This window comes from Streptomyces sp. STR69 (genome assembly GCF_024519455.1).
In the GTDB taxonomy this organism is placed as follows: Bacteria; Actinomycetota; Actinomycetes; order Streptomycetales; family Streptomycetaceae; genus Streptomyces.
This window is the reverse complement of record NZ_JALJRY010000006.1, coordinates 391,421-412,996: the sequence shown is the minus strand read 5'-3', so window position 1 is coordinate 412,996 and position 21,576 is coordinate 391,421. Positions and strand designations below refer to the sequence as shown.

Annotated in this window: 23 protein-coding genes; 9 read left to right on the top strand and 14 right to left on the bottom strand. The window is 70.5% G+C overall.

The genetic code is table 11. The features are described 5' to 3' along the window. The 4 genes from OC490_RS14190 to OC490_RS14175 form a co-directional block, all read left to right on the top strand. A partial coding sequence (locus tag OC490_RS14190; protein WP_262058250.1) for a peptidase M4 family protein occupies positions 1–331 on the top strand: 331 nt, incomplete at its 5' end. Between the two features lie 44 nt (positions 332–375). Continuing rightward, positions 376–642: a protealysin inhibitor emfourin gene (locus tag OC490_RS14185; protein ID WP_200712879.1), complete on the top strand. Its 267-nt coding sequence runs from the start codon at positions 376–378 to the stop codon at positions 640–642. A 46-nt stretch (positions 643–688) separates the two neighbouring features. Further along, on the top strand, positions 689–2,029 hold the full coding sequence (locus tag OC490_RS14180; RefSeq protein ID WP_262058249.1) for a GH1 family beta-glucosidase: 1,341 nt from the start codon (positions 689–691) through the stop codon (positions 2,027–2,029). Further along, positions 2,026–3,297 carry an MFS transporter gene (locus OC490_RS14175; RefSeq protein ID WP_262058248.1) on the top strand — a complete coding sequence of 424 codons (1,272 nt, stop codon included), beginning with the start codon at positions 2,026–2,028 and terminating at the stop codon, positions 3,295–3,297. Before OC490_RS14180 ends, OC490_RS14175 begins: the two co-directional genes overlap by 4 nt. Before the next feature lie 6 nt (positions 3,298–3,303). Here the strand turns inward: OC490_RS14175 and OC490_RS14170 are convergent, their stop codons facing one another. Further along, positions 3,304–4,158 (bottom strand): NAD-dependent epimerase/dehydratase family protein, encoded by an 855-nt coding sequence (locus tag OC490_RS14170; protein WP_262058272.1) that lies wholly within the window; start codon positions 4,156–4,158, stop codon positions 3,304–3,306. A 123-nt stretch (positions 4,159–4,281) separates the two neighbouring features. Here OC490_RS14170 and OC490_RS14165 point away from each other — a divergent pair, with 123 nt between their 5' ends. Continuing rightward, positions 4,282–5,136 (top strand): helix-turn-helix transcriptional regulator, encoded by an 855-nt coding sequence (locus tag OC490_RS14165; protein ID WP_262058247.1) that lies wholly within the window; start codon positions 4,282–4,284, stop codon positions 5,134–5,136. Here the strand turns inward: OC490_RS14165 and era are convergent. After that, a complete protein-coding gene (era, locus tag OC490_RS14160; RefSeq protein ID WP_262058246.1) occupies positions 5,133–6,101 on the bottom strand; it encodes a GTPase Era in 969 nt (322 codons plus the stop codon). The two genes, OC490_RS14165 and era, sit on opposite strands and share 4 nt — an antisense overlap. Before the next feature lie 153 nt (positions 6,102–6,254). Between era and OC490_RS14155 the strand changes: the two genes are divergently transcribed. Together OC490_RS14155 and OC490_RS14150 are read left to right on the top strand one after the other, a co-directional pair. Continuing rightward, entirely contained in the window at positions 6,255–7,595 is a 1,341-nt protein-coding gene (locus tag OC490_RS14155; RefSeq protein WP_410098619.1) for an ammonium transporter, read from the top strand. After that, positions 7,592–7,930, top strand: coding sequence for a P-II family nitrogen regulator (locus OC490_RS14150; RefSeq protein WP_200682139.1), 339 nt, complete (start codon positions 7,592–7,594; stop codon positions 7,928–7,930). The genes OC490_RS14155 and OC490_RS14150 overlap by 4 nt, the downstream gene beginning before the upstream one ends. On the opposite strand, the gene OC490_RS14145 is transcribed toward OC490_RS14150, so the two are convergent. The 8 genes from OC490_RS14145 to OC490_RS14110 form a co-directional block, all read right to left on the bottom strand. Next, positions 7,824–8,849, bottom strand: coding sequence for a DUF916 domain-containing protein (locus tag OC490_RS14145; protein ID WP_262058245.1), 1,026 nt, complete (start codon positions 8,847–8,849; stop codon positions 7,824–7,826). The genes OC490_RS14150 and OC490_RS14145 overlap by 107 nt on opposite strands. A gap of 79 nt (positions 8,850–8,928) precedes the next feature. Then, positions 8,929–10,245, bottom strand: coding sequence for a beta-xylosidase (locus OC490_RS14140; protein WP_262058244.1), 1,317 nt, complete (start codon positions 10,243–10,245; stop codon positions 8,929–8,931). A gap of 173 nt (positions 10,246–10,418) precedes the next feature. Then, positions 10,419–10,904, bottom strand: coding sequence for a hypothetical protein (locus OC490_RS14135; protein ID WP_410098618.1), 486 nt, complete (start codon positions 10,902–10,904; stop codon positions 10,419–10,421). A gap of 222 nt (positions 10,905–11,126) precedes the next feature. Next, positions 11,127–11,480 carry a cytidine deaminase gene (locus tag OC490_RS14130; protein WP_262058243.1) on the bottom strand — a complete coding sequence of 118 codons (354 nt, stop codon included), beginning with the start codon at positions 11,478–11,480 and terminating at the stop codon, positions 11,127–11,129. Positions 11,481–11,516: 36 nt separating this feature from the next. After that, positions 11,517–11,876 carry an MmcQ/YjbR family DNA-binding protein gene (locus OC490_RS14125; RefSeq protein ID WP_262058242.1) on the bottom strand — a complete coding sequence of 120 codons (360 nt, stop codon included), beginning with the start codon at positions 11,874–11,876 and terminating at the stop codon, positions 11,517–11,519. Then, positions 11,873–13,180, bottom strand: a complete 1,308-nt coding sequence (locus OC490_RS14120) for a hemolysin family protein (RefSeq protein ID WP_262058241.1) — start codon at positions 13,178–13,180, stop codon at positions 11,873–11,875. Before OC490_RS14120 ends, OC490_RS14125 begins: the two co-directional genes overlap by 4 nt. Positions 13,181–13,201: 21 nt before the next feature. Continuing rightward, the gene (ybeY, locus tag OC490_RS14115; protein WP_200712892.1) at positions 13,202–13,699 is read right to left on the bottom strand and encodes an rRNA maturation RNase YbeY; all 498 of its coding nucleotides are present in this window, start codon (positions 13,697–13,699) and stop codon (positions 13,202–13,204) included. A gap of 12 nt (positions 13,700–13,711) precedes the next feature. Beyond that, positions 13,712–14,767, bottom strand: a complete 1,056-nt coding sequence (locus tag OC490_RS14110) for a PhoH family protein (RefSeq protein ID WP_262058240.1) — start codon at positions 14,765–14,767, stop codon at positions 13,712–13,714. A gap of 261 nt (positions 14,768–15,028) precedes the next feature. Here OC490_RS14110 and OC490_RS14105 point away from each other — a divergent pair, with 261 nt between their 5' ends. Beyond that, a complete protein-coding gene (locus OC490_RS14105; protein ID WP_262058239.1) occupies positions 15,029–15,745 on the top strand; it encodes an FAD binding domain-containing protein in 717 nt (238 codons plus the stop codon). A 71-nt stretch (positions 15,746–15,816) separates the two neighbouring features. Here the strand turns inward: OC490_RS14105 and OC490_RS14100 are convergent, their stop codons facing one another. The 3 genes from OC490_RS14100 to OC490_RS14090 all read right to left on the bottom strand — a co-directional run bounded on the left by OC490_RS14100 (position 15,817) and on the right by OC490_RS14090 (position 19,399). After that, positions 15,817–16,980, bottom strand: coding sequence for a carbohydrate kinase family protein (locus OC490_RS14100; RefSeq protein WP_262058238.1), 1,164 nt, complete (start codon positions 16,978–16,980; stop codon positions 15,817–15,819). Between the two features lie 182 nt (positions 16,981–17,162). Then, positions 17,163–18,452, bottom strand: coding sequence for a glucarate dehydratase family protein (locus tag OC490_RS14095; RefSeq protein ID WP_262058237.1), 1,290 nt, complete (start codon positions 18,450–18,452; stop codon positions 17,163–17,165). Next, positions 18,449–19,399, bottom strand: coding sequence for a 5-dehydro-4-deoxyglucarate dehydratase (locus OC490_RS14090; protein WP_262058236.1), 951 nt, complete (start codon positions 19,397–19,399; stop codon positions 18,449–18,451). Before OC490_RS14090 ends, OC490_RS14095 begins: the two co-directional genes overlap by 4 nt. Positions 19,400–19,504: 105 nt before the next feature. Here OC490_RS14090 and OC490_RS14085 point away from each other — a divergent pair, with 105 nt between their 5' ends. Beyond that, positions 19,505–20,287 (top strand): IclR family transcriptional regulator, encoded by a 783-nt coding sequence (locus OC490_RS14085; RefSeq protein WP_262058235.1) that lies wholly within the window; start codon positions 19,505–19,507, stop codon positions 20,285–20,287. Between the two features lie 18 nt (positions 20,288–20,305). Here the strand turns inward: OC490_RS14085 and OC490_RS14080 are convergent, their stop codons facing one another. Next, positions 20,306–21,340 carry a serine hydrolase domain-containing protein gene (locus OC490_RS14080; protein WP_262058234.1) on the bottom strand — a complete coding sequence of 345 codons (1,035 nt, stop codon included), beginning with the start codon at positions 21,338–21,340 and terminating at the stop codon, positions 20,306–20,308. Positions 21,341–21,576 lie beyond the last annotated feature (236 nt).

Here is a 21,576-nt window from a genome sequence, read left to right as displayed (position 1 = left end):
CGACGACGACGCCCTCGGCAAGGACCCGCAGCCCGCGACGATGGACGGCTTCATCAAGACCGGGCGCGACAACGGCGGTGTGCACCTCAACTCCGGCATCCCCAACCACGCCTTCTACCTGGTCGCCGACGCGCTCGGCGGACACGCCTGGGAGAAGGCCGGCCAGATCTGGTACGACGTCCTGACCGGCGGCGAACTCAAGAAGGACGCCCTGTTCACCGACTTCGCCACCCTCACCGTCGCCGCCGCGAAGACCCGGTTCGGGGACGGCGGCGAGGAGCTCCAGGCCGTACAGAAGGCGTGGGAACAGGTCGGGGTGCCGACCTCGTAACCGCGGCAGTCGCGCCGGACCCGTATCCGTACTAGACAGGACCCATGCGTATTCAGGTACGGCGCACGGGTGGGTTCGGTGGCATCGAGCGCCGCGGCGAGGTCGACACCTCGGCGCGGCCCGACGCCCATGAGTGGCACGCGCTGGCCGAGCGGGCGGTCGCCGACGGCCAGCGCACGCCGAAGTCCGGTGTCCCGGACGGCTTCCACTACGAGATCACGGTGGACGGGAAGACCGTGTACACGGCCGACCCCAGGCTCACGGAGGAGCAACGGACGCTGATCCAGAGGGTGTTGAAGGAAGGTGCGTAACTGCTTGTTCACGCCCGCCCGTTGACACCCGTTACCACCGGTACGGATGATCCGGCGCATGGCGACTGATGCAGGCAATCCGATACCCCGGTTCCCGGCCGATTTCCTCTGGGGTGTCTCGACCTCGGCCCACCAGATCGAGGGTGCGGCCGACGAGCGCGAGCCCTCCGTCTGGGACGTGTTCGAGGCCGAGCCGGGCCGGATCAAGGACGGTTCGACGGCGGCGGTGGCCTGCGACCACTTCCACCGCCACGGCGAGGACGTGGCCCTCCTGGCCGACCTGGGCGTGGACGCGTACCGCTTCTCGATCTCCTGGCCGCGCGTCAACTCCCCCGGCGGCCTCGACTTCTACGACCGTCTCGTCGACGACCTGCTCGCGGCGGGCGTACGTCCGGTCCCGACCCTCTTCCACTGGGATCTCCCGGTCACCCAGGACTGGTTGCAGAGGGACACGGCCTCGCGTTTCGCCGAGTACGTGTCGGTGGTCGCCGACCGCCTGGGCGACCGGGTGAAGAAGTGGATCACCCTCAACGAGCCCGCCGAACACACCCTGTTGGGACACGCGCTGGGCGCCCACGCACCGGGCAAGGAGTTGCTGTTCGACGCGCTCCCGGTCGCCCACCACCAACTCCTGGCCCACGGCCTGGCGGTACGGGCCCTGCGCGCGGCCGGTGCCACCGACATCGGGATCGCCAACTCGCACGGCCCGACCTGGCCGGCCTCGCAGGAGCCGGAGGACGTCGAGGCCGCGAACTTCTACGACCTGCTCCTGAACCGCCTGTTCGCCGACCCCCTGCTCCTCGGCGAATACCCCTCAGGGCTGGGTGAGTTGATGCCCGGTGACGTGGAGTCCGACCTGAAGGTGATCGCCGAGCCGATCGACTGGTACGGCATCAACTACTACGCGCCGAGCCGGGTCGGAGCACCCCAGGGCGCGGAGATCGAGTTCGGCGGACTGACTCTCCCCGCCGAACTCCCCTTCTCCGTAAGGGAGATCGAGGGCGTCCCGGTCACGGACTTCGGCTGGCCGGTGGTCCCCGAGGGCCTCACCGAACTCCTCACCACCTTCCGCGACCGCTACGGCGACCGCCTCCCGCCCGTCGTCATCACCGAGAACGGCTGCTCCTACGACGGCGTCGACGACCAGGACCGGATCGCCTACCTCGACGGCCATGTCCGGGCGCTGCACGGGGCGTTGGAGGCGGGCGTGGACGTCCGCGGCTACTTCGTGTGGTCGCTCCTCGACAACTTCGAGTGGGCGGAGGGCTACGAGCGCCGCTTCGGCCTCGTCCACGTCGACTACGAGACGCAGGCGCGCACTCCGAAGGCGTCGTACGGCTGGTTCCAGGGCCTGCTGCGGGCACAGAGAGAGCGGGTACAGGGATGACGACGGCCGACGCGGCGGACGCGGTCTCCGCGTCGAGCGCCCTCGCCGAGCCCGTCGAGCGGGTCGGGCGGGGCTGGACGTCCGCGCTGTCGCTGGCCAACGGGGCGATCTGGGTGGGCTGGTACGGCCCGCTGCAGATCCTGCTGGCCTCCCAGGCCAAGGACTTCGCGCCGGGCACCGGCATGTCCAAGGAGACGATGCTGGCGTGGGTGACCGGCGCGGGCGCGCTGGTGTCCCTGGTCGCCAATCCGCTCTTCGGCGCGCTGTCCGACCGTACGACGTCGCGGTGGGGCCGTCGTACGCCGTGGATCGTGGCCGGGTCGGCGGGCGGGGCGCTGTCGTTGCTGCTGCTCGCGGGTGCGGGCGGGGTGTGGACGATGGCGGCCGGCTGGTGCCTGGTCCAACTCACCCTGAACGCGGCCTTCGCGGCGGTCACCGCGGCCGTCCCCGACCGTGTCCCGCGTCTCCAACGCGGTTCTGTGGGCGGCTGGTTGGGCGCCGCGCAGATCCTGGGCGTGGTCGGCGGTACGGGCCTGGCGACGGCGGCCGGGGGCATCGGGGCGGGCTATGTGGCGTGCGCGGTGTTCACGGCGGTGGGCGTACTGCCGTACGTGCTCCGCTACAAGGATCTGCAACTCCGCCCGGCGGACCGGCCGTTGTGGTCCTGGCCGGGCTTCTTCAAGGGCTTCTGGCTGAGCCCGCGCCGCTACCCCGACCTCGGCTGGGCATGGCTGACCCGCTTCCTGATCAACCTGAGCAACGCGCTGGTGCTGCTGTATCTGTTGTATTACCTGCGCGACCGCCTGCACTACCACGACCCGGACCAGGGGGTCCTGATCCTGACGGCCGTGAACGGCCTCACGCTGCTGGCCACGGTGGTGGTCGGCGGGGTCTGGTCCGACCGGGTCGGCCGCCGCAAGCCGTTCGTGATCTGGTCCGGCGTCCTGATGGCGGTCGCCACGGCGGTCCTCGCGGGCTGGCAGACCTGGCCGGGCGCGATCACCTCGGCGGCCCTCCTGGGCATCGGCTTCGGCGTCTTCACCTCGGTCGACTTCGCACTGATGACGGACGTCCTCCCGAAGGCCCTGGACCGCGGCAAGGACCTCGGCGTCATCAACGTCGCCAACGCCCTTCCCCAGGTCGCGGCACCCGCCCTCGCCGCACCGATCGTGACGTATCTGGGCGGGTACCGGGTGCTGTATCTGGTGTCGGCGGTGATCGGGATGGCGGGGGCGTTGCTGGTGCGGCGGATCCGGGGGGTGGACTGACCCGGGTCAGAGCGCGCCCGCGTCCCGGGCCGACCACGCCGTCGGGTACAGCGGGCGGTAGCCCAGTTCCCGGCGGATGCGTTCCGTGGACATGATGCCGAGCCAGGGGTCCGGGTCGGTGCGGGTGTCCATGTCGGTGGGGATCTCCACGCCGTTCAGCAGGTGGAGTTCGACCGCGGTGACCGGGGCGTCGTCGGCGATGTTGTAGACGCGGCCGGCGACTCCCGGGGCGTGCAGGACGCGGAGCAGGCCCTGGGCGACGTCCGCGTGGTGGCCCATGTGCAGGCGCTGGTTGGAGGCCCAATGTGCCGCCAAGCGGAGGGAGTTGGCGAGGTGCGGGTCACCCTCGCCGTATACGAAGGGGAGTCGGGCCACTCGTACGTCCATGTCGTCGAGCGCGAGGAGTTCCCGTTCGGCCGCCGCCTTCGCGTCGGGGTAGGCGCCCCACATCTCGCCGCCGGGACGGCTCTCGTCCTCCTCGGTCATGGGGCGACCCCGCCCGGTGCCGTACACGAGCCCCGTGCTGACCTGTACGAAGCGCCGTACGCCGGAGGCCAGTGCTGCCCGGCCCAGGGCCACCGCCGCGTCCCGGTTGACGGCCCGGGCCTCCTCGTCCGGGACCCCGCGGAAGGACGCGGCGACGTTCACGACCGCGTCGGCGCCGGAGACCGCCTTGCCGAGGGCGTCCTCGTCCCGCAGGTCACCGAGCACGACCTCGGCGCCCAGCTCGGCGAAGGGTTCACCGCGAGCCTCGTCGCGGACCAGGACCCGTACGCGCTCGCCCGGCCCGGCCTGTGCCAGCAGCCTCGGTACGAAGCGCCGTCCGACCTGTCCCGTCGCGCCTGTCACCAGTGTCAACATCATCTGCTCCTCACGATCTGGTGCCACCAGCCTGGGACGGGACCGGCGCGACCGGGAGAGACCTTCCGATCAGGGGACCGGCAGTCCCTGGATAAGCCGGGCGGACTGCCGCACGCTGGAAGCGTGAACCGAGCCGAACTCGCCGACTTCCTGCGCCGGGGCCGGGCCCGCCTGGACCCCTCCGACGTGGGCCTCACGGCCGGCGCCCGCCGCCGTACGCCTGGCCTGCGCCGCGAGGAGGTGGCACAGCTCGCCGGGATGTCCGTGGACTACTACGCGCGCCTCGAACAGTCCCGGGGTTCGCGCCCGTCCCGCCAGATGCTCACGGCGCTCGCGCGGGCACTGCGGCTCACGGACGACGAACGCGACCACCTCTTCCACCTGACCGGCGAGGAGCCGCCGCGCCGGGGCGGCGGGACCGCACACCTGCGGCCGGGCCTCCTCCTCGTCCTGGACCGGCTGCACGACACCCCGGCGCACGTGTCGAGCGACTGCGGCGAGATGATCGCGCAGAACGCGATGTCACGGGCGCTGTCGGGCGACGCGCTCGCCCGGCCGCCCCGGGACCGCAACCTGCTCCGCCGTTTCTTCCTGAACCCGACGGCACGGGAGATGTTCCCCCCGGAGGACGTGGCGGAGCACGCGCGCTCTCACGTGGCGAACCTGCGCGCGGTGGCCGCGGCCCGCCCCGACGACCCCGAGCCGGCCGCGCTGGTGGCCGAACTGCGGTCGTCCAGCGAGGAGTTCGCGCGACTGTGGGCGGAACACGAGGTGGCGGTACGCCGCCGGTCCACGAAGCGCTTCCTTCACCCGCTGGTCGGTCTCCTGGAGTTGGACTGCGAGATCCTCCTGAACCAGGACGCCCACCACCTGCTGATCATCCACACGGCCCGCCCCGGCACGGAGTCGTACGAACGGCTCCAACTCCTGCGCGTGGTGGGCCTGCAGGACATGAGCCCGCAGGGAACGGCTTCCTAGAAGCCGAGCTTGCGCAACTGCCGAGGATCCCGCTGCCAGTCCTTCGCCACCTTCACATGCAGGTCGAGGAAGACCGGCGTGCCGAGCAGCGCCTCGATCTGCTGACGCGACTTGATCCCGACCTGCTTCAGCCGCGCGCCCTTCGGGCCGATGATGATGCCCTTCTGGCTCGGCCGCTCGATGTAGACGAAGGCGTGGATGTCGAGGAGGGGCTTGTCGGCGGGGCGGTCCTCGCGCGGCAGCATCTCCTCGACGACGACGGCGATGGAGTGGGGCAGCTCGTCCCGGACGCCTTCCAGCGCGGCCTCGCGGATCAGTTCCGCGATCATGACCTGCTCGGGCTCGTCGGTGAGGTCGCCCTCGGGGTAGAGGGCAGGGCCCTCCGGGAGCAGCGGGATGAGGAGGTCGGCGAGCAGATCCACCTGCTGGTCCGCGACCGCCGACACCGGCACGATCTCCGCCCACTCGAAGCCCAGCTCCTTGCCGAGCTGGTCGATGGCGATCAGCTGCTCGGCGAGGGTCTTGGAGTCGACCAGGTCGGTCTTCGTGACGATCGCGATCTTCGGCGTCTTCTTGATGGACGCCAGTTCCTTCGCGATGAAACGGTCGCCCGGGCCCAGCTTCTCGTTCGCCGGCAGACAGAAGCCGATGATGTCGACCTCGGCCCAGGTCGTCCGGACGATGTCGTTGAGCCGCTGGCCGAGCAGCGTGCGCGGCTTGTGCAGGCCAGGGGTGTCGACCAGGATCAGCTGCGCGTCCGGCCGGTGCACGATGCCGCGGACCGTGTGCCGCGTGGTCTGCGGCTGGTTGGCGGTGATCGCCACCTTCTGGCCGACCAGAGCATTCGTAAGGGTGGACTTGCCCGCGTTGGGGCGGCCCACGAAGCAGGCGAAGCCGGCGCGGTGGGGAGCCTCCGACGAGTCAGACGGCTTGGATGACGGGGTACGAACGCTCATGGCGCCCATTGTCCCTGATCCACAGGCCCGCGCCGCACAACAGTCCACCGGAGCCTCACACGGTGAGCTTTCGGTAACCCCGACGCAATGAAACGTCACCGAAACACGTACGTGCGCAACCGGAAACCCAGGCCGGTGACCCTCTGACGAGCCCCCACACCGTTGGAGACGACCGTGACGACCGTGACCCCCGCCGCCGCACTCGCCGCCGGGCGTATCGACACCGGCGACACCGCCTGGCTGCTCGCCGCCACCGCCCTCGTCCTGCTGATGACCCCGGGCCTGGCCCTCTTCTACGGCGGCATGGTCCGCACGAAGAGCGTCCTCAACATGCTGATGATGAGTTTCGTGTCGATCGCCCTGGTCACGGTGGTGTGGCTGGCGGCCGGGTACTCGCTCGCCTTCGGCGACGACATCGGTGGCGGCCTGATCGGCGGGCTGGAGCACGCCGGCATGGCGGGCCTCGGCCCGGACTCCGTCCACGGCACCGTCCCCACCCTCCTCTTCGCCACCTTCCAGCTCACCTTCGCGATCATCACGGCCGCGCTGATCAGCGGGGCGGTGGCCGACCGGGTGCGGTTCGGGGCGTGGCTGATCTTCGTGCCCGTCTGGGCGCTGCTCGTATACGTTCCCGTCGCGCACTGGGTGTGGGGCCCGGGCGGCTGGATCGCGGCGCACCTCGGCGCCCTCGACTTCGCGGGCGGCCTCCCCGTCGAAATCACCTCGGGCGCCTCGGGCCTGGCCCTGTGCCTGGTGGTCGGCCCCCGCCTCGGCTTCAAGAAGGACGCCATGCGTCCGCACAACCTCCCCATGGTCATGCTGGGCGCGGGCCTGCTCTGGTTCGGCTGGTTCGGCTTCAACGCCGGCTCCGCGCTCGGCGCCAACGGCCTCGCCGCCGCGGCCTTCCTCAACACCCTCGCCGCCGGCTGCACCGGCCTGCTCGGCTGGCTCTTCGTCGAGCAGAAGCGCGACGGACATCCGACCACCCTGGGCGCGGCCTCCGGCGCGGTGGCCGGCCTGGTCGCGATCACCCCGTCCTGCGGCTCGGTCTCGCTGCTCGGCGCGCTGGTCGTCGGCCTCGCCGCCGGCGCCGTCTGCTCGTACGCGGTCGCCTGGAAGTTCAAGCTCAACTACGACGACTCGCTCGACGTCGTCGGCGTCCACCTGGTCGGCGGCATCATCGGCACCCTCCTGATCGGCGTCTTCGCGGCCACCGCCATGACCGGCGGCCCCGAAGGCCTTCTCTACGGCGGCGGGCTCGCCCAGCTCGGCAAGCAGCTGGTGGCCGTGGTCGCCGTAGGGGCGTACGCGTTCCTCGTGACGTACGGCATCGGGAAGCTGCTCGACCGGGTGACGGGGCTGCGGGCGAGTGAAGAGGAGGAGCGGACGGGGCTTGACCTTACGGTGCACGCCGAGACCGCATACGATCACGGCGTCCTGGGGCACGGAGCCCCGGTCGGCCCGTCCGTCCCCTCCCTCCAGAAGGCCACGTCCCAGCCATGAAGCTCATCACCGCGATCGTCAAGCCGTACCGCCTCGACGAGGTCAAGACGGCGCTCCAGGAGCTCGGCGTGCACGGTCTGACCGTCACCGAGGCCAGCGGCTACGGCCGGCAGCGCGGGCACACCGAGGTGTACCGGGGCGCCGAGTACCGCGTCGACCTCGTGCCGAAGGTGCGGATCGAGGTCGTCGTCGACGACGCGGACTCGGACGCCGTGATCGACGCGATCGTCAAGGCCGCGCAGACGGGGAAGATCGGGGACGGGAAGGTGTGGTCGATTCCGGTCGAGACGGTCGTACGGGTACGGACGGGCGAACGCGGCCCCGACGCGCTCTGACCGCCAGCACTCCCCCGACGAACCCGACCGCGAGCAGCAGCGCCGCCGCGAGCCAGGGCAGCGCGAAGAACGACGCGCTCGCCGACTGCTTGGTGCCGGTCGCGCTCGCGGTCAACGTGATGTCGCCCCAGTCGAGTTGAGGCGCGCCCTTCCACGGCTCGCTGAGCTTCACGCTCTGCCCGGGCAGCAACTCGGCCGGGATCCGGGTCAGTCCGCGCGAGAGCAGCGTCCGGCCGAACAGTCCCTGCGCCTTCAGCGTCACCTTCGGGTCGAGGGTGACGTTGCCGGTGTTGTGCAGCGTGTAGGAGATCGTCGCGTCGCTGCTCCCCAACCCCGGTACCAGCGGCTGGTGATGGGCGATGTGGACGTGCTCGACGGCGAGCGCGGGGAGCGTGGGGCCGCTCACCCGGAGGTAGACACGGGCGCCGACGGCCCGCTGCACACCGAGGGCCAGTGATCCGTCGCCCTTGTCGACGCGCTCGTCGAGGGCGACCAACGCGCCCGGGTGGTCGCCCGGTTCGGCCCCTTCGGGCACATGCAGGGTGAACGGCACGGTGACCGTCCTGTGGGCGGGGACGGTGACTTCGGACTTCGCGGGCTTCGCCCACGCGCCCACTCCCCCCATCTTCTCCTTCACCGTCCGCACGGCGAACCCGCCGTCGCGCGCGGTGTTGTAGGCGTCGGCCGCGTACAGCCGGAAGGTGAGCGGCTTCGCCGTCTTGTTGGCGACGACCACCTTGTCCTGGATGGTCTGGCCGGGATCGGCGGAGAGATAGAAGTACGGCCGCGCGGCGATCTGCGAGGCGGCCGGGTACACGGACCAACTGCCGTTGTCCGCCGCGTGGGAGGAGGTCGCGGCGAGCACATCGAAGGAGAGACCGAGGCAGAGGCTCAGGAGGAGGACGTACAGCTTGCGCATGGGTGCGGACCCCCACGGACGTGGTGTGCGGCGGTCGGGCGGGTGCGGGCGCCCGGCCACCGGAGATGAGTTCGGACGGTCAGGTGAGCGTGAGCGTCAGAACGCCGGAGTACGAGCCCGGAGGCGTGAACGCCGGTACGTTCAGGGAGAGTCCGGCGTCGGCGGTGAACTCGCCGCCGGTGACCGTACCGTCGGGCGTGGAGGCGAGCGTCGCCCCCGAAGAGCCCACCGTGCCCGCCGAACCGGCGACACACGTGCTCGGGCTGCCCGCCTTGGTGGCGCAGGCGGGAGTCCAACTCAGCGCCCCGGCATCGATCTTGGCGCCGGGACCGGTGAAGTCGGTGACCTTGCCGGTCAGGGACCAGCCCGCGGGTCCGCCGCGGAAGTCCTGGACCGTCACCGTGTTGAGGGCGCCCGTGGAGGCACCGCCCTTGCCGAAGTCGACGGCGGAGAGGCCCACGGCGTCCCCTGCCTGCGACATCGACAGACTGCCCGCCTTGACGGTGGTCGTCAGCTTCTGACTCCCCGGCGGAACGGGCGTGGTGTCGTTGACGACATAGGCGGCCGGACCGGCACCCAGATCGGCACTCCACGCACTGCCCTCGTACGCCACGATCCCGGTCGTCGTCTTGTCGTTGACCGTGAGCGAGCCGCTGATGGTGCCGGCGCTGGTGGCCGTGACGGTCGCCGTGTCCGCGGTCTGGGCGCTCCCGGACCGCCCGGCCAGGGTCACGGTGGCACCCGGAGTGAAGTTGCTGCCGGTGACGGTGACACTGTCACCGGCGTTGCCGGAGGCCGAACCCAGGCTGATGGCACGGGTGTTGACCGGAACAGTGGCGGTCGCCGTGACGGTCTCGGAGACCGGGGCCGGCGGGTTCGTCACCGTGCAGGGGGTGTCCAGCTCCAGGATGTAGCTGGTGTGGATGTTGTAGTCGCCGGGCGAGAGGGTGATCGCGCCCGGAGTGGTGACCGTGAAGGTGCCGGTCATGGAGAACGACGGGAAGGCGCCGTTGCCCGGCACCGGGTCGTTCTTCTTGGGCCCGGCGACCGTGAAGCTGCCGGACTGGGCACCGCCGAGGATGACCTTCCCGGTGGGCGTCATGATGTCGGCCGGCAGGGCGAGCGCGGTCGGGTTGCTGGCGGCCGGCTTGACCACCGTGTACGTCACGGTGACCGTGTCGCCGACCTTGGGCGCGGTGTTGTCCACCGTGATCGCGGCGGTCGTGGTGCCGTCGATCGGCGGGATGCCCGCGACCGCCGGCGGGATGCAGTGCGTGGCGAAGTCCACGTTCGTCGACGCGCCGGCCGGACAGGCCAGCGCACCGCCCGTGGCGACCGCGAGCGCGGTCACCCCGAGCAACGACGCCCATCGGCGTCTTCGGGATGTCGTAGCCATGGCTGTGCCCCCTCCTGAGGACGGTGGGCGCAGCGGCTCGTCTGCGCCCACAGGGGGCATTGATGTGGGGATCGCGCGAGAAGTCAATGGACACGGGAAAATAAACTGATGGACCGTCAGTTCGCGCTCAACGGCGGGAACTGACGGCCCAGTTGAGCCCGTGGGGGGAATTCTCAGTCGAACACGAACGGACCCGGTGACTGCGCTCCGGTGGCCGTGCAGGTCACGGCGATACCGAAGATGGTCATCTGCAGCGAGCCGCCGTACGCCTCCAGGCTGTCACCGGAGGCGACGGTGCCACTGAGCGGACCGACGGTGACGGCGTCGCCGGTCGCCATGGCCGGGTTCACGGTCCCGCTGAAGACGGTCGTGCCACCGCTCGCGTTCACGAACGTGAAGGTGGAGGCGATCGAGTCCTGCGCCAGGGCCAGCGGAGCGGTGATGGACGAGTTGACGGTGACCGTGGCCGCCGTCCCGTCCTGCGTGGCCGTGATGGTGGCCGCACCGCCGCCGAAGATGCCGCAGCTCGCGGTGATCGTCGCCGTCTGGGGAGTGACGGCGAGCGCGCTGGGCGCGAACGCCAGTGAGGTGGCCGCGAGGACCCCCATCACCAGTGCCGCACCCGTTCCGATTCGCTTGCTTCTCAGCTTGCCTTTCATGGATCCGGTTCCCTTCCCGAGTCTGGGAATGCCATGTGGGGATGGACGGGAGAAACACCTCAGCCCCACTCACGGACACGGTGCGGTGCGCCACGCGAGCAGAATCTGACGGTCCGTCGGAACTTACGGTTCCATTGATGCGCGGGAGACGGGGGGAGAGCAAGGGCGAAATCTGGACGGGCTAATTCCGGACAGGGTTCCGGTCGGTGGGCCGGGAGTGCCTCAGCCGGCGGTCACCGTCTGCCGCACCACCCCGTCCGGCGCGGCCACCAGCACGGGCGTATCCGGCCCACCCAGATCCCGTACGGCCGCACGGTCCTCGACGGACGCGGACTCCGCTTCCGTCACCACCGCCGCCGCCTCCAAGGACTTCGCCCCGGACGCCACCGCCATCGCCACCGCCGTCTGCAGCGCGCTCAGCTTCAGCGACTCAAGGGCGACCGTCCCGGCGACATACGTCCGCCCGGTCTCGTCCCGCACAGCGGCACCCTCGGGCACACCATTGCGGGCCCGGGCCGAACGGGCCAGGGTGACGATCTTACGGTCCTCGGGGTCAAGCGCGCTGCTCTCGGTCATGACCAGAGCATACGAAGGACCCGTCCCGCATGTCTCTCAGGGCCGGTCGAGCCGGAGCCGTTCCGCGCGCGGCAGCCCCGCCACCACCAGGTCGTACGAGTCCTCGATCAGCTCCCTGAGAAGCCGGTCGGGAAGGTCCCCGTCCACCGTCACCGTGTTCCAGTGCCGCTTGTTCATGTGATACCCGGGGATGATCAGCCCCTCGTACTCCTCCCGGAGCCGGATCGCGTCCTCCGGGTCGCACTTGAGGTTGACCGTGAGAGGGCGGCCGTCCAGCCGGGTCAGGGCGAAGAGCTTGCCGAGCACCTTGAAGACGGACGTCTCGGGAGTGAAGGGGAAGTCCTCCACCGTCGCGTTGAACGACAGGCAGAACGCGCGCAGTTCCTCGGGGCTCACTCCGGCTTCGTCTCCTCCTCCGGCGGGCCGCCCGGGCCCACCGGCTCCACCAGCACCGTCACGATCTTGTTCCGCCGACCGGCCGAGGCCTCGGCCGTCAGCCGTAGTTCGCGTCCGTCGGGCAGCTCCACGACCGACGACGCCCCGGCGATCGGAACCCGGCCCAGCGCCTTCGCGAGCAGCCCGCCGACCGTCTCCACGTCCTCGTCGTCGTAGGCCTCGAAGCCGTACAGCTCCCCCAGGTCACCGATGTCCAGCCGGGCGGTCACCCGGTAGCGGTCGTCGCCCAGCTCCTCCACCGGCGGGAGTTCACGGTCGTACTCGTCGGTGATCTCGCCGACGATCTCCTCAAGGATGTCCTCGATGGTGACGATGCCGGCCGTGCCGCCGTATTCGTCGATGACGACGGCCACGTGATTGCGCTCCTGCTGCATCTCGCGCAGCAGGTCACCGGCGTTCTTGGTGTCCGGCACGAAGCTCGCGGGCCGCATGGCCGTCGAGACCAGCTCGGACTCGGCGTCCCGGCTGATGTGGGTCTTGCGGACCAGGTCCTTCAGATACACGATCCCGACGATGTCGTCCTCGCTCTCCCCCGTGACCGGGATCCGCGAGAAACCGGAGCGCAGCGCGAGGGTGAGGGCCTGACGGATCGTCTTGTACCGCTCGATGACGACGAGATCGGTCCTCGGCACCATCACCTCACGGACAAGTGTGTCGCCCAACTCGAAGACCGAGTGCACCATCCGGCGCTCCTCGTCCTCGATCAGCGACTCCTTCTCGGCGAGGTCCACCAGCGCCCGCAACTCGGCCTCGGACGCGAACGGACCGCGCCGGAAGCCCTTGCCGGGGGTGAGCGCGTTGCCGATGAGGATCAGCAGATACGGGATCGGGCCCATGATCCGCGCGAGCGGCAGCAGCACGTACGCCGCCGCCGTGGCCGTGTTCAGCGGATGCTGCCGCCCGATGGTGCGCGGGGACACCCCCACCGCGACGTACGACACGAGCACCATGACGCCGATCGCGGCGAGCAGCGCGGGCGCGGTCCCGTGGATCTCCTGCAGACACTCGTAGGTGACCAGCGCTGCGGCGGCCATCTCGCAGACCACCCTGACCAGCAGCGCCACATTGAGATAGCGGGTCGGGTCGGCTGCGACCTGCGCGAGCTTGGCACTGCCGCGCCGACCGGACCGTACGGCCTCCTCGGCGCGGAAGCTGGAGACGCGCGCGAGGCCCGCCTCCGCGCAGGCGGCGAGCCAGGCGACCACGACAAGGGCGATGGCGCCGACGACGATCTGAGGACTCATGAGACGTGGTGCCCCGGTGCCCTAGGAGACCGTCGGCGCCGGGGAGGGGCCGTCGTGGCCCTTCTCCGCGCGCCAGCCGTCCACGATGGCGGCCTGCAGACCGAACATCTCGGCCTTCTCGTCGGGCTCCTCGTGGTCGTAGCCGAGCAGGTGCAACACACCGTGGACGGTGAGGAGTTGGAGCTCCTCGTCCATGGTGTGCTGCGTCTCGGCCTCGGCCCCCTGCTTCGTGGCGACCTCCGGGCACAGCACGATGTCACCGAGGAGCCCCTGCGGAGGCTCCTCGTCGTCCTTGCTCGGCGGACGCAGCTCGTCCATCGGGAAGGACATGACATCGGTCGGCCCGGGCAGGTCCATCCACTGGATGTGGAGCTGCTCCATGGCGTCGGCGTCCACGGCGATCACCGACAGTTCGGAGAGCGGGTGGATGCGCATCCGCGCGAGCGCGTAGCGGGCGATGTCGAGGATCGCCTGCTCGTCGACCTCGGTTCCGGACTCGTTGTTGACGTCGATCGACATGGTCGTGCTGATCTACTTCCGCTTGTCACGGGCACCCTTGTGGGTGCCGTTCTCCGTACCGTTCTCGCTGTCGTACTTCTCGTACGCGTCGACGATACGGCCGACCAGCTTGTGCCGTACGACGTCCGCCGACGACAGGCGGGAGAAGTGCACGTCGTCGAGCCCCTCCAGGATGTCCTGCACCTGCCGAAGCCCCGACTTCGTCCCGCTCGGCAGGTCCACCTGCGTCACGTCACCGGTGATCACGATCTTCGACTCGAACCCGAGCCGCGTGAGGAACATCTTCATCTGCTCGGGGCTCGTGTTCTGTGCCTCGTCCAGGATGATGAAGGCGTCATTGAGCGTCCTACCGCGCATATATGCCAGCGGCGCCACCTCGATCGTCCCCGCTGCCATCAGCTTCGGGATCGACTCCGGGTCGAGCATGTCGTGGAGGGCGTCGTAGAGGGGGCGCAGGTACGGGTCGATCTTCTCGTAGAGCGTGCCGGGGAGGAATCCCAGCCGCTCGCCCGCCTCGACCGCCGGGCGGGTCAGGATGATGCGGCTGACCTGCTTGGCCTGGAGGGCCTGGACCGCCTTGGCCATGGCGAGGTAGGTCTTGCCGGTGCCGGCGGGGCCGATGCCGAAGACGATCGTGTTCTTGTCGATCGCGTCGACGTAGCGCTTCTGGTTCAGGGTCTTGGGGCGGATCGTGCGGCCTCGCGAGGACAGGATGTTCTGGGTGAGCACCTCGGCCGGTGTCTCCTCAGGGCCATCCCCGTTCTCGCTCGCCCTGAGCATGGCGATCGAGCGTTCCACTGCGTCCTCCGTCATCGGCTGCCCGGTGCGGAGCACCAGCATCATCTCGTCGAACAGGCGCTGGATGAGGGCGACTTCACGGGCATCGCCGACCGCGCTGATCTCATTGCCCCGGACGTGGATGTCGGCCGCCGGGAAGGCCTTCTCGATCACCCGCAGGAGAGCGTCGCCGGATCCCAGGAGGGTCACCATGGCGTGCTGGGCGGGGACGGTGATCTCTGCTCTCGCCTGTCCCTGCGCGGGGGTGTGAGCTGTGGGTGTCTGAGTCATGGGCCGGCTCGTAGGCCTTGCTCGTCCTCCTCGATACGACTCGCCCGCCACAAGGGCGGCCTGGTGATTTCCAGGGTACGCCGGGCCACTGACAACGCCGTAGGGCTTTTCGGTGACCGTCGGGCCACGAAATACGGGGCGTGCCCGGCGCAGGGAGCGTGCACAGGGTGACGCCGTGAGCCCTGTTCGCGCCCCCTCGTATGTACGGACAATGCGCTACGTCCGTCAAGTAAGCCATGCAGGGAAAGCAGGTCGGCCGCTGTGTTCGTGCGTCTGCCCACGTCCGTGTCCGAAGCGCAGGAGTGTCTGGCCGAGGGGGCGGTGCCCGTCGGCGGGGCGACGCTTGTGTGGGCCGGCTGGCAGCGGGACGGTTTTCCCGAGCAGGCCGTGTCGCTGCGCGAGGTGCCCGAGGCCAGGGTGGTCGGGGACGGGACGCTGGGCTCGGCCGTACTGCTGCACGAGATCGACGCGCGGGTGCCGGAGGTGCTGCGGCGGGCGGCGGCCGGGGTGGGGACCGGGGCGGTGCGCCGGACCGCGACGGTCGGCGGGAACATAGTGGGCAGCACGCTGCGCTGTCTGCTGCCGCCCGCGCTGGTGCTGGACGCCCGCGCGGTCGTCCTGGAACCGGACGGTCCCTTCGAGACCGACCTCGCCGAGCTGCTGGCGAAGCGCCCGCTGCTGCTGAGTCTGCGCTGGCGGGAGCCGGTGGCCACTGGTTATCGCAAGCTGACCGATGTGCTGCGGGGTGAGGTCCCGTTCGTGGTCGCGGTCGCCGTGACGGGGGCGGACCGGCCCACTCTGCGGGTCGCGGTCCGTGACGGCTACGACGTGCTCAGCGAGGCCGTTCCCTACGACACGGATGTCCGCCGGGTTCTCGGTGTCCTGGCCCTCACACCGCTCGGCACCTTGCCGGAGGCGGTCTTCGAGGCCGTACGGGAAGAGGTCGTCGGGGTGGTGGAGCGGGCGGGGGCCTGCTGATCCGAACAGAGCAGGAACGGTTCGCCCAGCCCGGCCCGGGACGGGCGCACGGCCACCCGCCCCCGTCTCCCCTACGTCGACCTGCCGAACCCGATCGTCGGCACCGCCCGCCGCAGCGGCCAGGGGCTGCCGTCGCCCTGTTCCTCCGGGACGAGGCCGGCCAGGAACGCGTACCGGTTCAGGGCGGTCGGGTCCTGGCCCTCGACGGACTGGACCTTGCGCCACCAGGCGCCGATCTCGGACCAGCCCGGTGCGGAGAGGGAGCCGCCGAACTCCTGGACGGAGAGGGCGGCGGTGAGGCCGGCGAAGGCGAGGCGGTCGGCGAGCGGCCAGCCGGCGAGGGTGCCGGTGACGAAGCCGGCCACGAAGACGTCGCCGGCGCCGGTGGGGTCGAGGGCCTCGACGGCGATGGCCGGGACCGAGGCCGATTCCCCGGTGCGCCGGTCCACGGCGTAGGCGCCGTCCGCGCCGAGGGTGACGACGGCGAGGGGTACGTGTTCGGTGAGGGCGTGGGCGGCGGCGCGGGGGCAGTCGGCGCCGGTGTAGCGCATGGCTTCCTCGGCGTTCGGCAGGAACGCCTCGCAGTGCGCGAGGTCGGCAAGTCCGGATAGGTCCCAGGCTCCGGTCTCGTCCCAGCCGACGTCGGCGAAGATCCGGGTGCCCTCGCTCGCGGCCTGGGCGACCCAGGGGGCCTGTTTGCCGGGGGTGAGGGAGGCGATGGCGGCACGCGCGCGTGGCGGGCGGTCCGGGGCGCCGCCTTCGCTGAACTCGGTCTCCGGGGGCGGCTCGTGGCCGTGGGAGACCATCGTGCGTTCGCCCTCGTAGGCCATCGACACGGTGACCGGGGAGTGCCAGCCGGGTACCGAGCGGGAGGTGGAGAGGTCGATGCCCTCGCCCTGTTCCAGCGCGTCCCAGCAGTACTCGCCGTAGTGGTCGTCGCCGAAGGCCGCGGCGAGTGAGGTGCGCAGGCCGAGGCGGGCCAGCGCGGTCGCCATGTTCGCGACGCCGCCGGGGCTTGAGCCCATTCCGCGGGCCCAGGACTCGGTGCCGCGCACGGGGGCGGATTCGAGGCCGGTGAAGATGATGTCGAGGAAGACGGTGCCGGTGAGGTACACGTCCCAGGGCGGGTCGTCCGGCGCGCGCAGTGCGGACAGGGGATCGACCTGGGCCGGACAGGATCTCCTCTCCCGGTCGGCCGACGATCCCTTTCCGGTGGACGCGGTGGACGCGGTCACGGTGCGCTCCCTGACGTGATGCGGATCAGGCCAGTGTGCACCACCGCGCACGTGTGAGGGCGGCTCCCGCTCCGGACCCGCCCGTCGCGCCGGTATCCGGCAACCGCAGGTCCCGGCCGTGCGGCGCGCGGGTGTCCCTCAGCTGCCCGTGACGGGCGCGTCCGGATCCGGTCGCCCGGTTCTCACCAGCGTGGCATCGAGGGGGTGACCCACTCCGGGTCGGTGATCCGCATCGCCGCCGCGTCGTCGCGCTCGCGCAGCGCGCCGTCGTCGTCGAGCCACCGCTGGTGCAGCAACTCCAGCTTGGCGCGGTCGAGTTCGACGCCGAGGCCGGGCGCGTCGGAGACGGTGACCTTGGCGTCGGTGAAGGTGAGGCGTTCGGTGAGGACGTCCTCGGACTGCCAGGGGTAGTGGGAGTCGCAGGCGTGGTGGAGGTTGGGGACGGTCGAGGCGACGTGGGTCATCGCGGCGAGGCTGATGCCGAGGTGGGTGTTGGAGTGCATGGAGATGCCGACACCGAACGTGCGGCAGATCGCGGCCAGTTGCTGCGTGTTGCGCAGTCCGCCCCAGTAGTGGTGGTCGGAGAGCACCACCTGTACGGCGTCGCGCGTGAACGCTTCCTTGATCTCGGCGAAGGTCGTCACGCACATGTTGGTGGCGAGCGGCACGTCGGTCCCGGCGGACACCTCGGCCATGGCGGGGGTGCCGAGGGCGGGGTCCTCCAGGTATTCGAGGACGTCCCCGAGTTCCTTCGCCACCTTCAGTGAAGTCTCCACGGACCAGGCGCCGTTGGGGTCCAGGCGCAGGGGGTGGTCGGGGAAGGCCGCCGCCAACGCCCGTACGGCGGCGATCTCTTCGTCGGGCGGGAAGACTCCGCCCTTGAGCTTGAAGGAGGTGAAGCCGTACCGCTCCTTGAACTTCCGCGCCTGCTCCACGACTCCGGCCGGATCGACGGCCGCACCCCAGTCGTCCTTCTCGCTCGCCACGCCCTCGGGGTGGTCGGCCCACTTGTAGAACAGGTAGGCGCTGTACTCCACCGCGTCCCGCACCTTGCCGCCGAGCAGCGCGTGCACGGGCAGTCCGAGCGCCTTGCCGAGGGCGTCGAGGCAGGCGACCTCGAAGGCGGAGACGACGGACAGCCGCAGCTTGTCGGCGGTCTGGACGCCGCGGAGTCCGCCGACGTCGACCTGCGCGGAGGTCCGGGAACTGTCGACGGCCAGCTCGTCGGCGAGGGTGAACAGGCCGTTGAGATCACTGACTTGACGGCCGATCAGTTTCTCGGCGTAGGGCCGGGCCAGTTCCAGGTACTTGGTGTCGCCGTAGGTCTCGCCGAGGCCGGTGATCCCGTCGGCGGTCTCGATCTCGACGATCAGGCGGGGGGTGTAGGGCTGGTGGACGCCCTGGGTGTTCAGCAGCGGCGGGTCGGCGACCAGGATCGGGGTGAGCCGGACGTCGGCGATGGCGAGGTTCACAGCGCGGCTCCTACGAGGTCGAGTCCGGTGGTGAGCAGGGCGGTGAGGTCGGCCAGGTCGGCGGCCGTGGGGTCGGTGAGCGGGGCGCGCACGGGGCCCACCGGGCGACCGCGCAGCCGGGCCGCCGCCTTGACGAGGGAGACGGCGTATCCCGGTACCCGGTCGCGGAGTTCGACGAACGGGACGTAGAACTCGCGGAGCAGTTTCTCGATCGTCTTGTCGTCGCCGTCCCGCAGCGCGGCGAAGAAGGCGTTCGCGAGTTCGGGGGCGAAGGCGTGGACGGCGGAGGAGTAGGCGGGGACGCCGACGGTGGCGTAGGCGCGGGCCTGGATCTCGGCGGTGGAGGCGCCGTTGAAGAAGAGGAAGCCCTCGGGGGCGGCGAGGGTGAGGCGTTGCAGCCGGTCGAGGTCGCTGTGGCCGTCCTTGAGGCCGATGACGCCGGGGATGCCTGCGATGCGCCTCAACGAGCTTGCCGTATAGGCGACTTGGCCGCGTTGATAGGCGATGAGCGGGAGCCGGGTGCGGGTGGCGAGCTGTTCGAGCTGGGCCACCAGGCCGTCCTGCGGGGCGGCGACGAGGTAGTGCGGGAGGACCAGGAGCGCGTCGGCGCCGGCCTCCTCGGCGATGCGGGCGAAGCGGGCGGCCTGTGCCCAGCCGTAGCCGACGCCGGCGACGACGGGGACGCGGCCGGCCGCCTCCTCGACGGCGATGGTGACGACCTGCCGGTACTCGTCCTCGTCGAGCGAGAAGAACTCGCCGGTGCCGCAGGCGGGGAAGATCGCGCCGGGGGCGGTGGCGGTCTGGGCGGCGACATGGGTGCGGAAGCCGTCGGGGTCGAGGGAGCCGTCCTCGTGGAAGGAGGTGAGCGGGAAGGAGAGCACTCCGCCCGCCATCCCGTCCCGCAGCCTGCGCACCACGGTCTCCGTTTCGCCGTTCACCTGGGCCATCTCCCGGCCATCTCCCTATGTAGACGTCATCCATGTATGAAGACAAAGGTTAGGTACGCGAACCACAGCCGTCAATGGGGCGCACCCGCTCGCTACCATCTCCCCATGTCAGAGCCCGGTGGCGTCCGCGAGGTGAAGTCCGCCGCCCGTACGGTCGAGCTGCTCGAACTGCTCGCCGCGCGCGGCGACCGTCCCGCGCGCCTCCAGGAACTCGCCGACGAGCTGGGCGTGCCGCGCAGCTCGATGTACGCCCTCCTCCAGACCCTGATCGCGCACGGCTGGGTCCGCACCGACAGCACCGGCTCGCTGTACGGCATCGGCATCCACGCCCTGCTCACCGGCACCAGCTATCTGGACTCCGACCCGCGCGTACGCACCGTACGGCCGTATCTCGACGAGGCGTCCCAGGCGCTCGGCGAGACGATCCACCTGGGACGGCTGGACGGGCGGGACGTCGCCTATCTCGCGACGCGGGAGTCGCACGAGTACCTGCGGACCATCAGCCGGGTGGGGCGACGGCTGCCCGCGCATGTCGGCGCCCTCGGCAAGGCGCTGCTCGCGGAACGGGACGACGCCGAGCTGCCGCCCGGGCCGTACGAGGCCGCGACCCCCAACACCCGCACCACGCGGGAGGCCTTGGCCGCGGACCTTGCCGCGATCCGCGCCCGCGGCTACTCGGTCGACCGCGAGGAGGGCGTCCTCGGGATCGTCGGCTTCGGCTTCGCGCTGCGCTACGACAACCCGCCGCTGGACGCGATCAGTTGCTCGGTGCCGGTGGTTCGGCTCACGCCGGAGCACGAGGGGCGGATCGTCGCCGTGATGCGGGAGGTCAGGGCGAAGATCGAGGCGACGGCGCCCGCGGCCGGCGGGGCGGTCCACTGGCGTTAGCGGTGGGTGCCACTCCGGTCAGTCGAAGATGGCGCAGTTGACCGCGTCCATCAGGGCCGCGCCGGTCTGGTGCGCCTGCCTGGTGGGAAGAGTGGACGTGGCGAAGAAGAAGGAGGCCGTGCGACGGCCGGTGGAGTCGGTGACGTTGTACGTCGCATAGCCCGGGACGATGCCGACGTGGTCCCAGACCGTGCCGCAGTCGGTCTTCGCCGTCTCGATGCCCAGCCCGTAGCCGAGCTCGTCCGGGTCCCCCGGCCCGATCTCCGGCACGGTGGTGCGCATCTCGGCCAGTTGGGCGGCGGGCAGCAGACGGCCCGACATCAGCGCGCCGTAGAAACGCGACCAGTCACCGGCGGTGGACACGACCGCGGCATCCGCTCCGTCGGCCGTGACGTAGTCGCCGGTGACGTCCACGTGGTCGTCGTGCTGCGGTCCGGCGTAGTTCCTGAACTCGTCGGGGACGTCCGGTGGCATGTGGGCGGCGTCGGGTTCGTAGCCGTGCGCGTGCCGGTCGCGCCAGGCGGAGCCGGTGGCGTAGAAGGTGTGCCGGAGCCCCAGGGGTCCGGCGATCCGGTCCCGCACCAGCGCCGCGAGGCTCTTGCCGGTGGCCTTCTCCAGGACGGCGCCGATCGCGATGTAGTTGGTGTTGCTGTAGGACCACTCGGTGCCGGGCTCGAACAGTGCCGGGTGTCCGCGCACCAGACTCAGGATTTCCGTCGACGTCCATACGTGGGAGTCCTGGCCGGTGAGGGCCGGTGCGAGGGCGGGGTCGTCGGTGTAGTCGAACAACCCACTGGTGTGGTTGAGCAGCATGCGCAGGGTGATTGCTCTGCCGTTGCGCACCTGGCCGGGCAGCCACTTGTCGACCGGGTCGGTGAGGGCGAGTCTGTGCTCGGCGACCAGTTGCAGGACGAGGGTGGCCATCACCGTCTTGGTGTTGGACGCTTCCCGCACCTCGTCGTCCGCGCTGAGCCGATGGTCCTTCTTCGTCCAGGCGGCCTGCTCGGAGATCTCGATGGGCCTGCCGTGACCGTCGTCCACCCGCACGGTCACCCCAGGCACTCCTTCTTCCACCAACTTCCGCGCCAAATCCCGCAGTTGAGCGCGTGTCCCCGCAGTGCCGTCCTGTCGGACCGCCGCGCTCCCGTGGACCGTGTTCGCACTCGACGGGGTCGCGGCGAGGGGCACGACGAGGGCCGCGGACGCCGCGACTGTCGCTACTGCGCGTAACCCCGCCAGGTGCGGGCGCCGCCGAAAACGCACATTGACACGCAATTCATACCTCCACA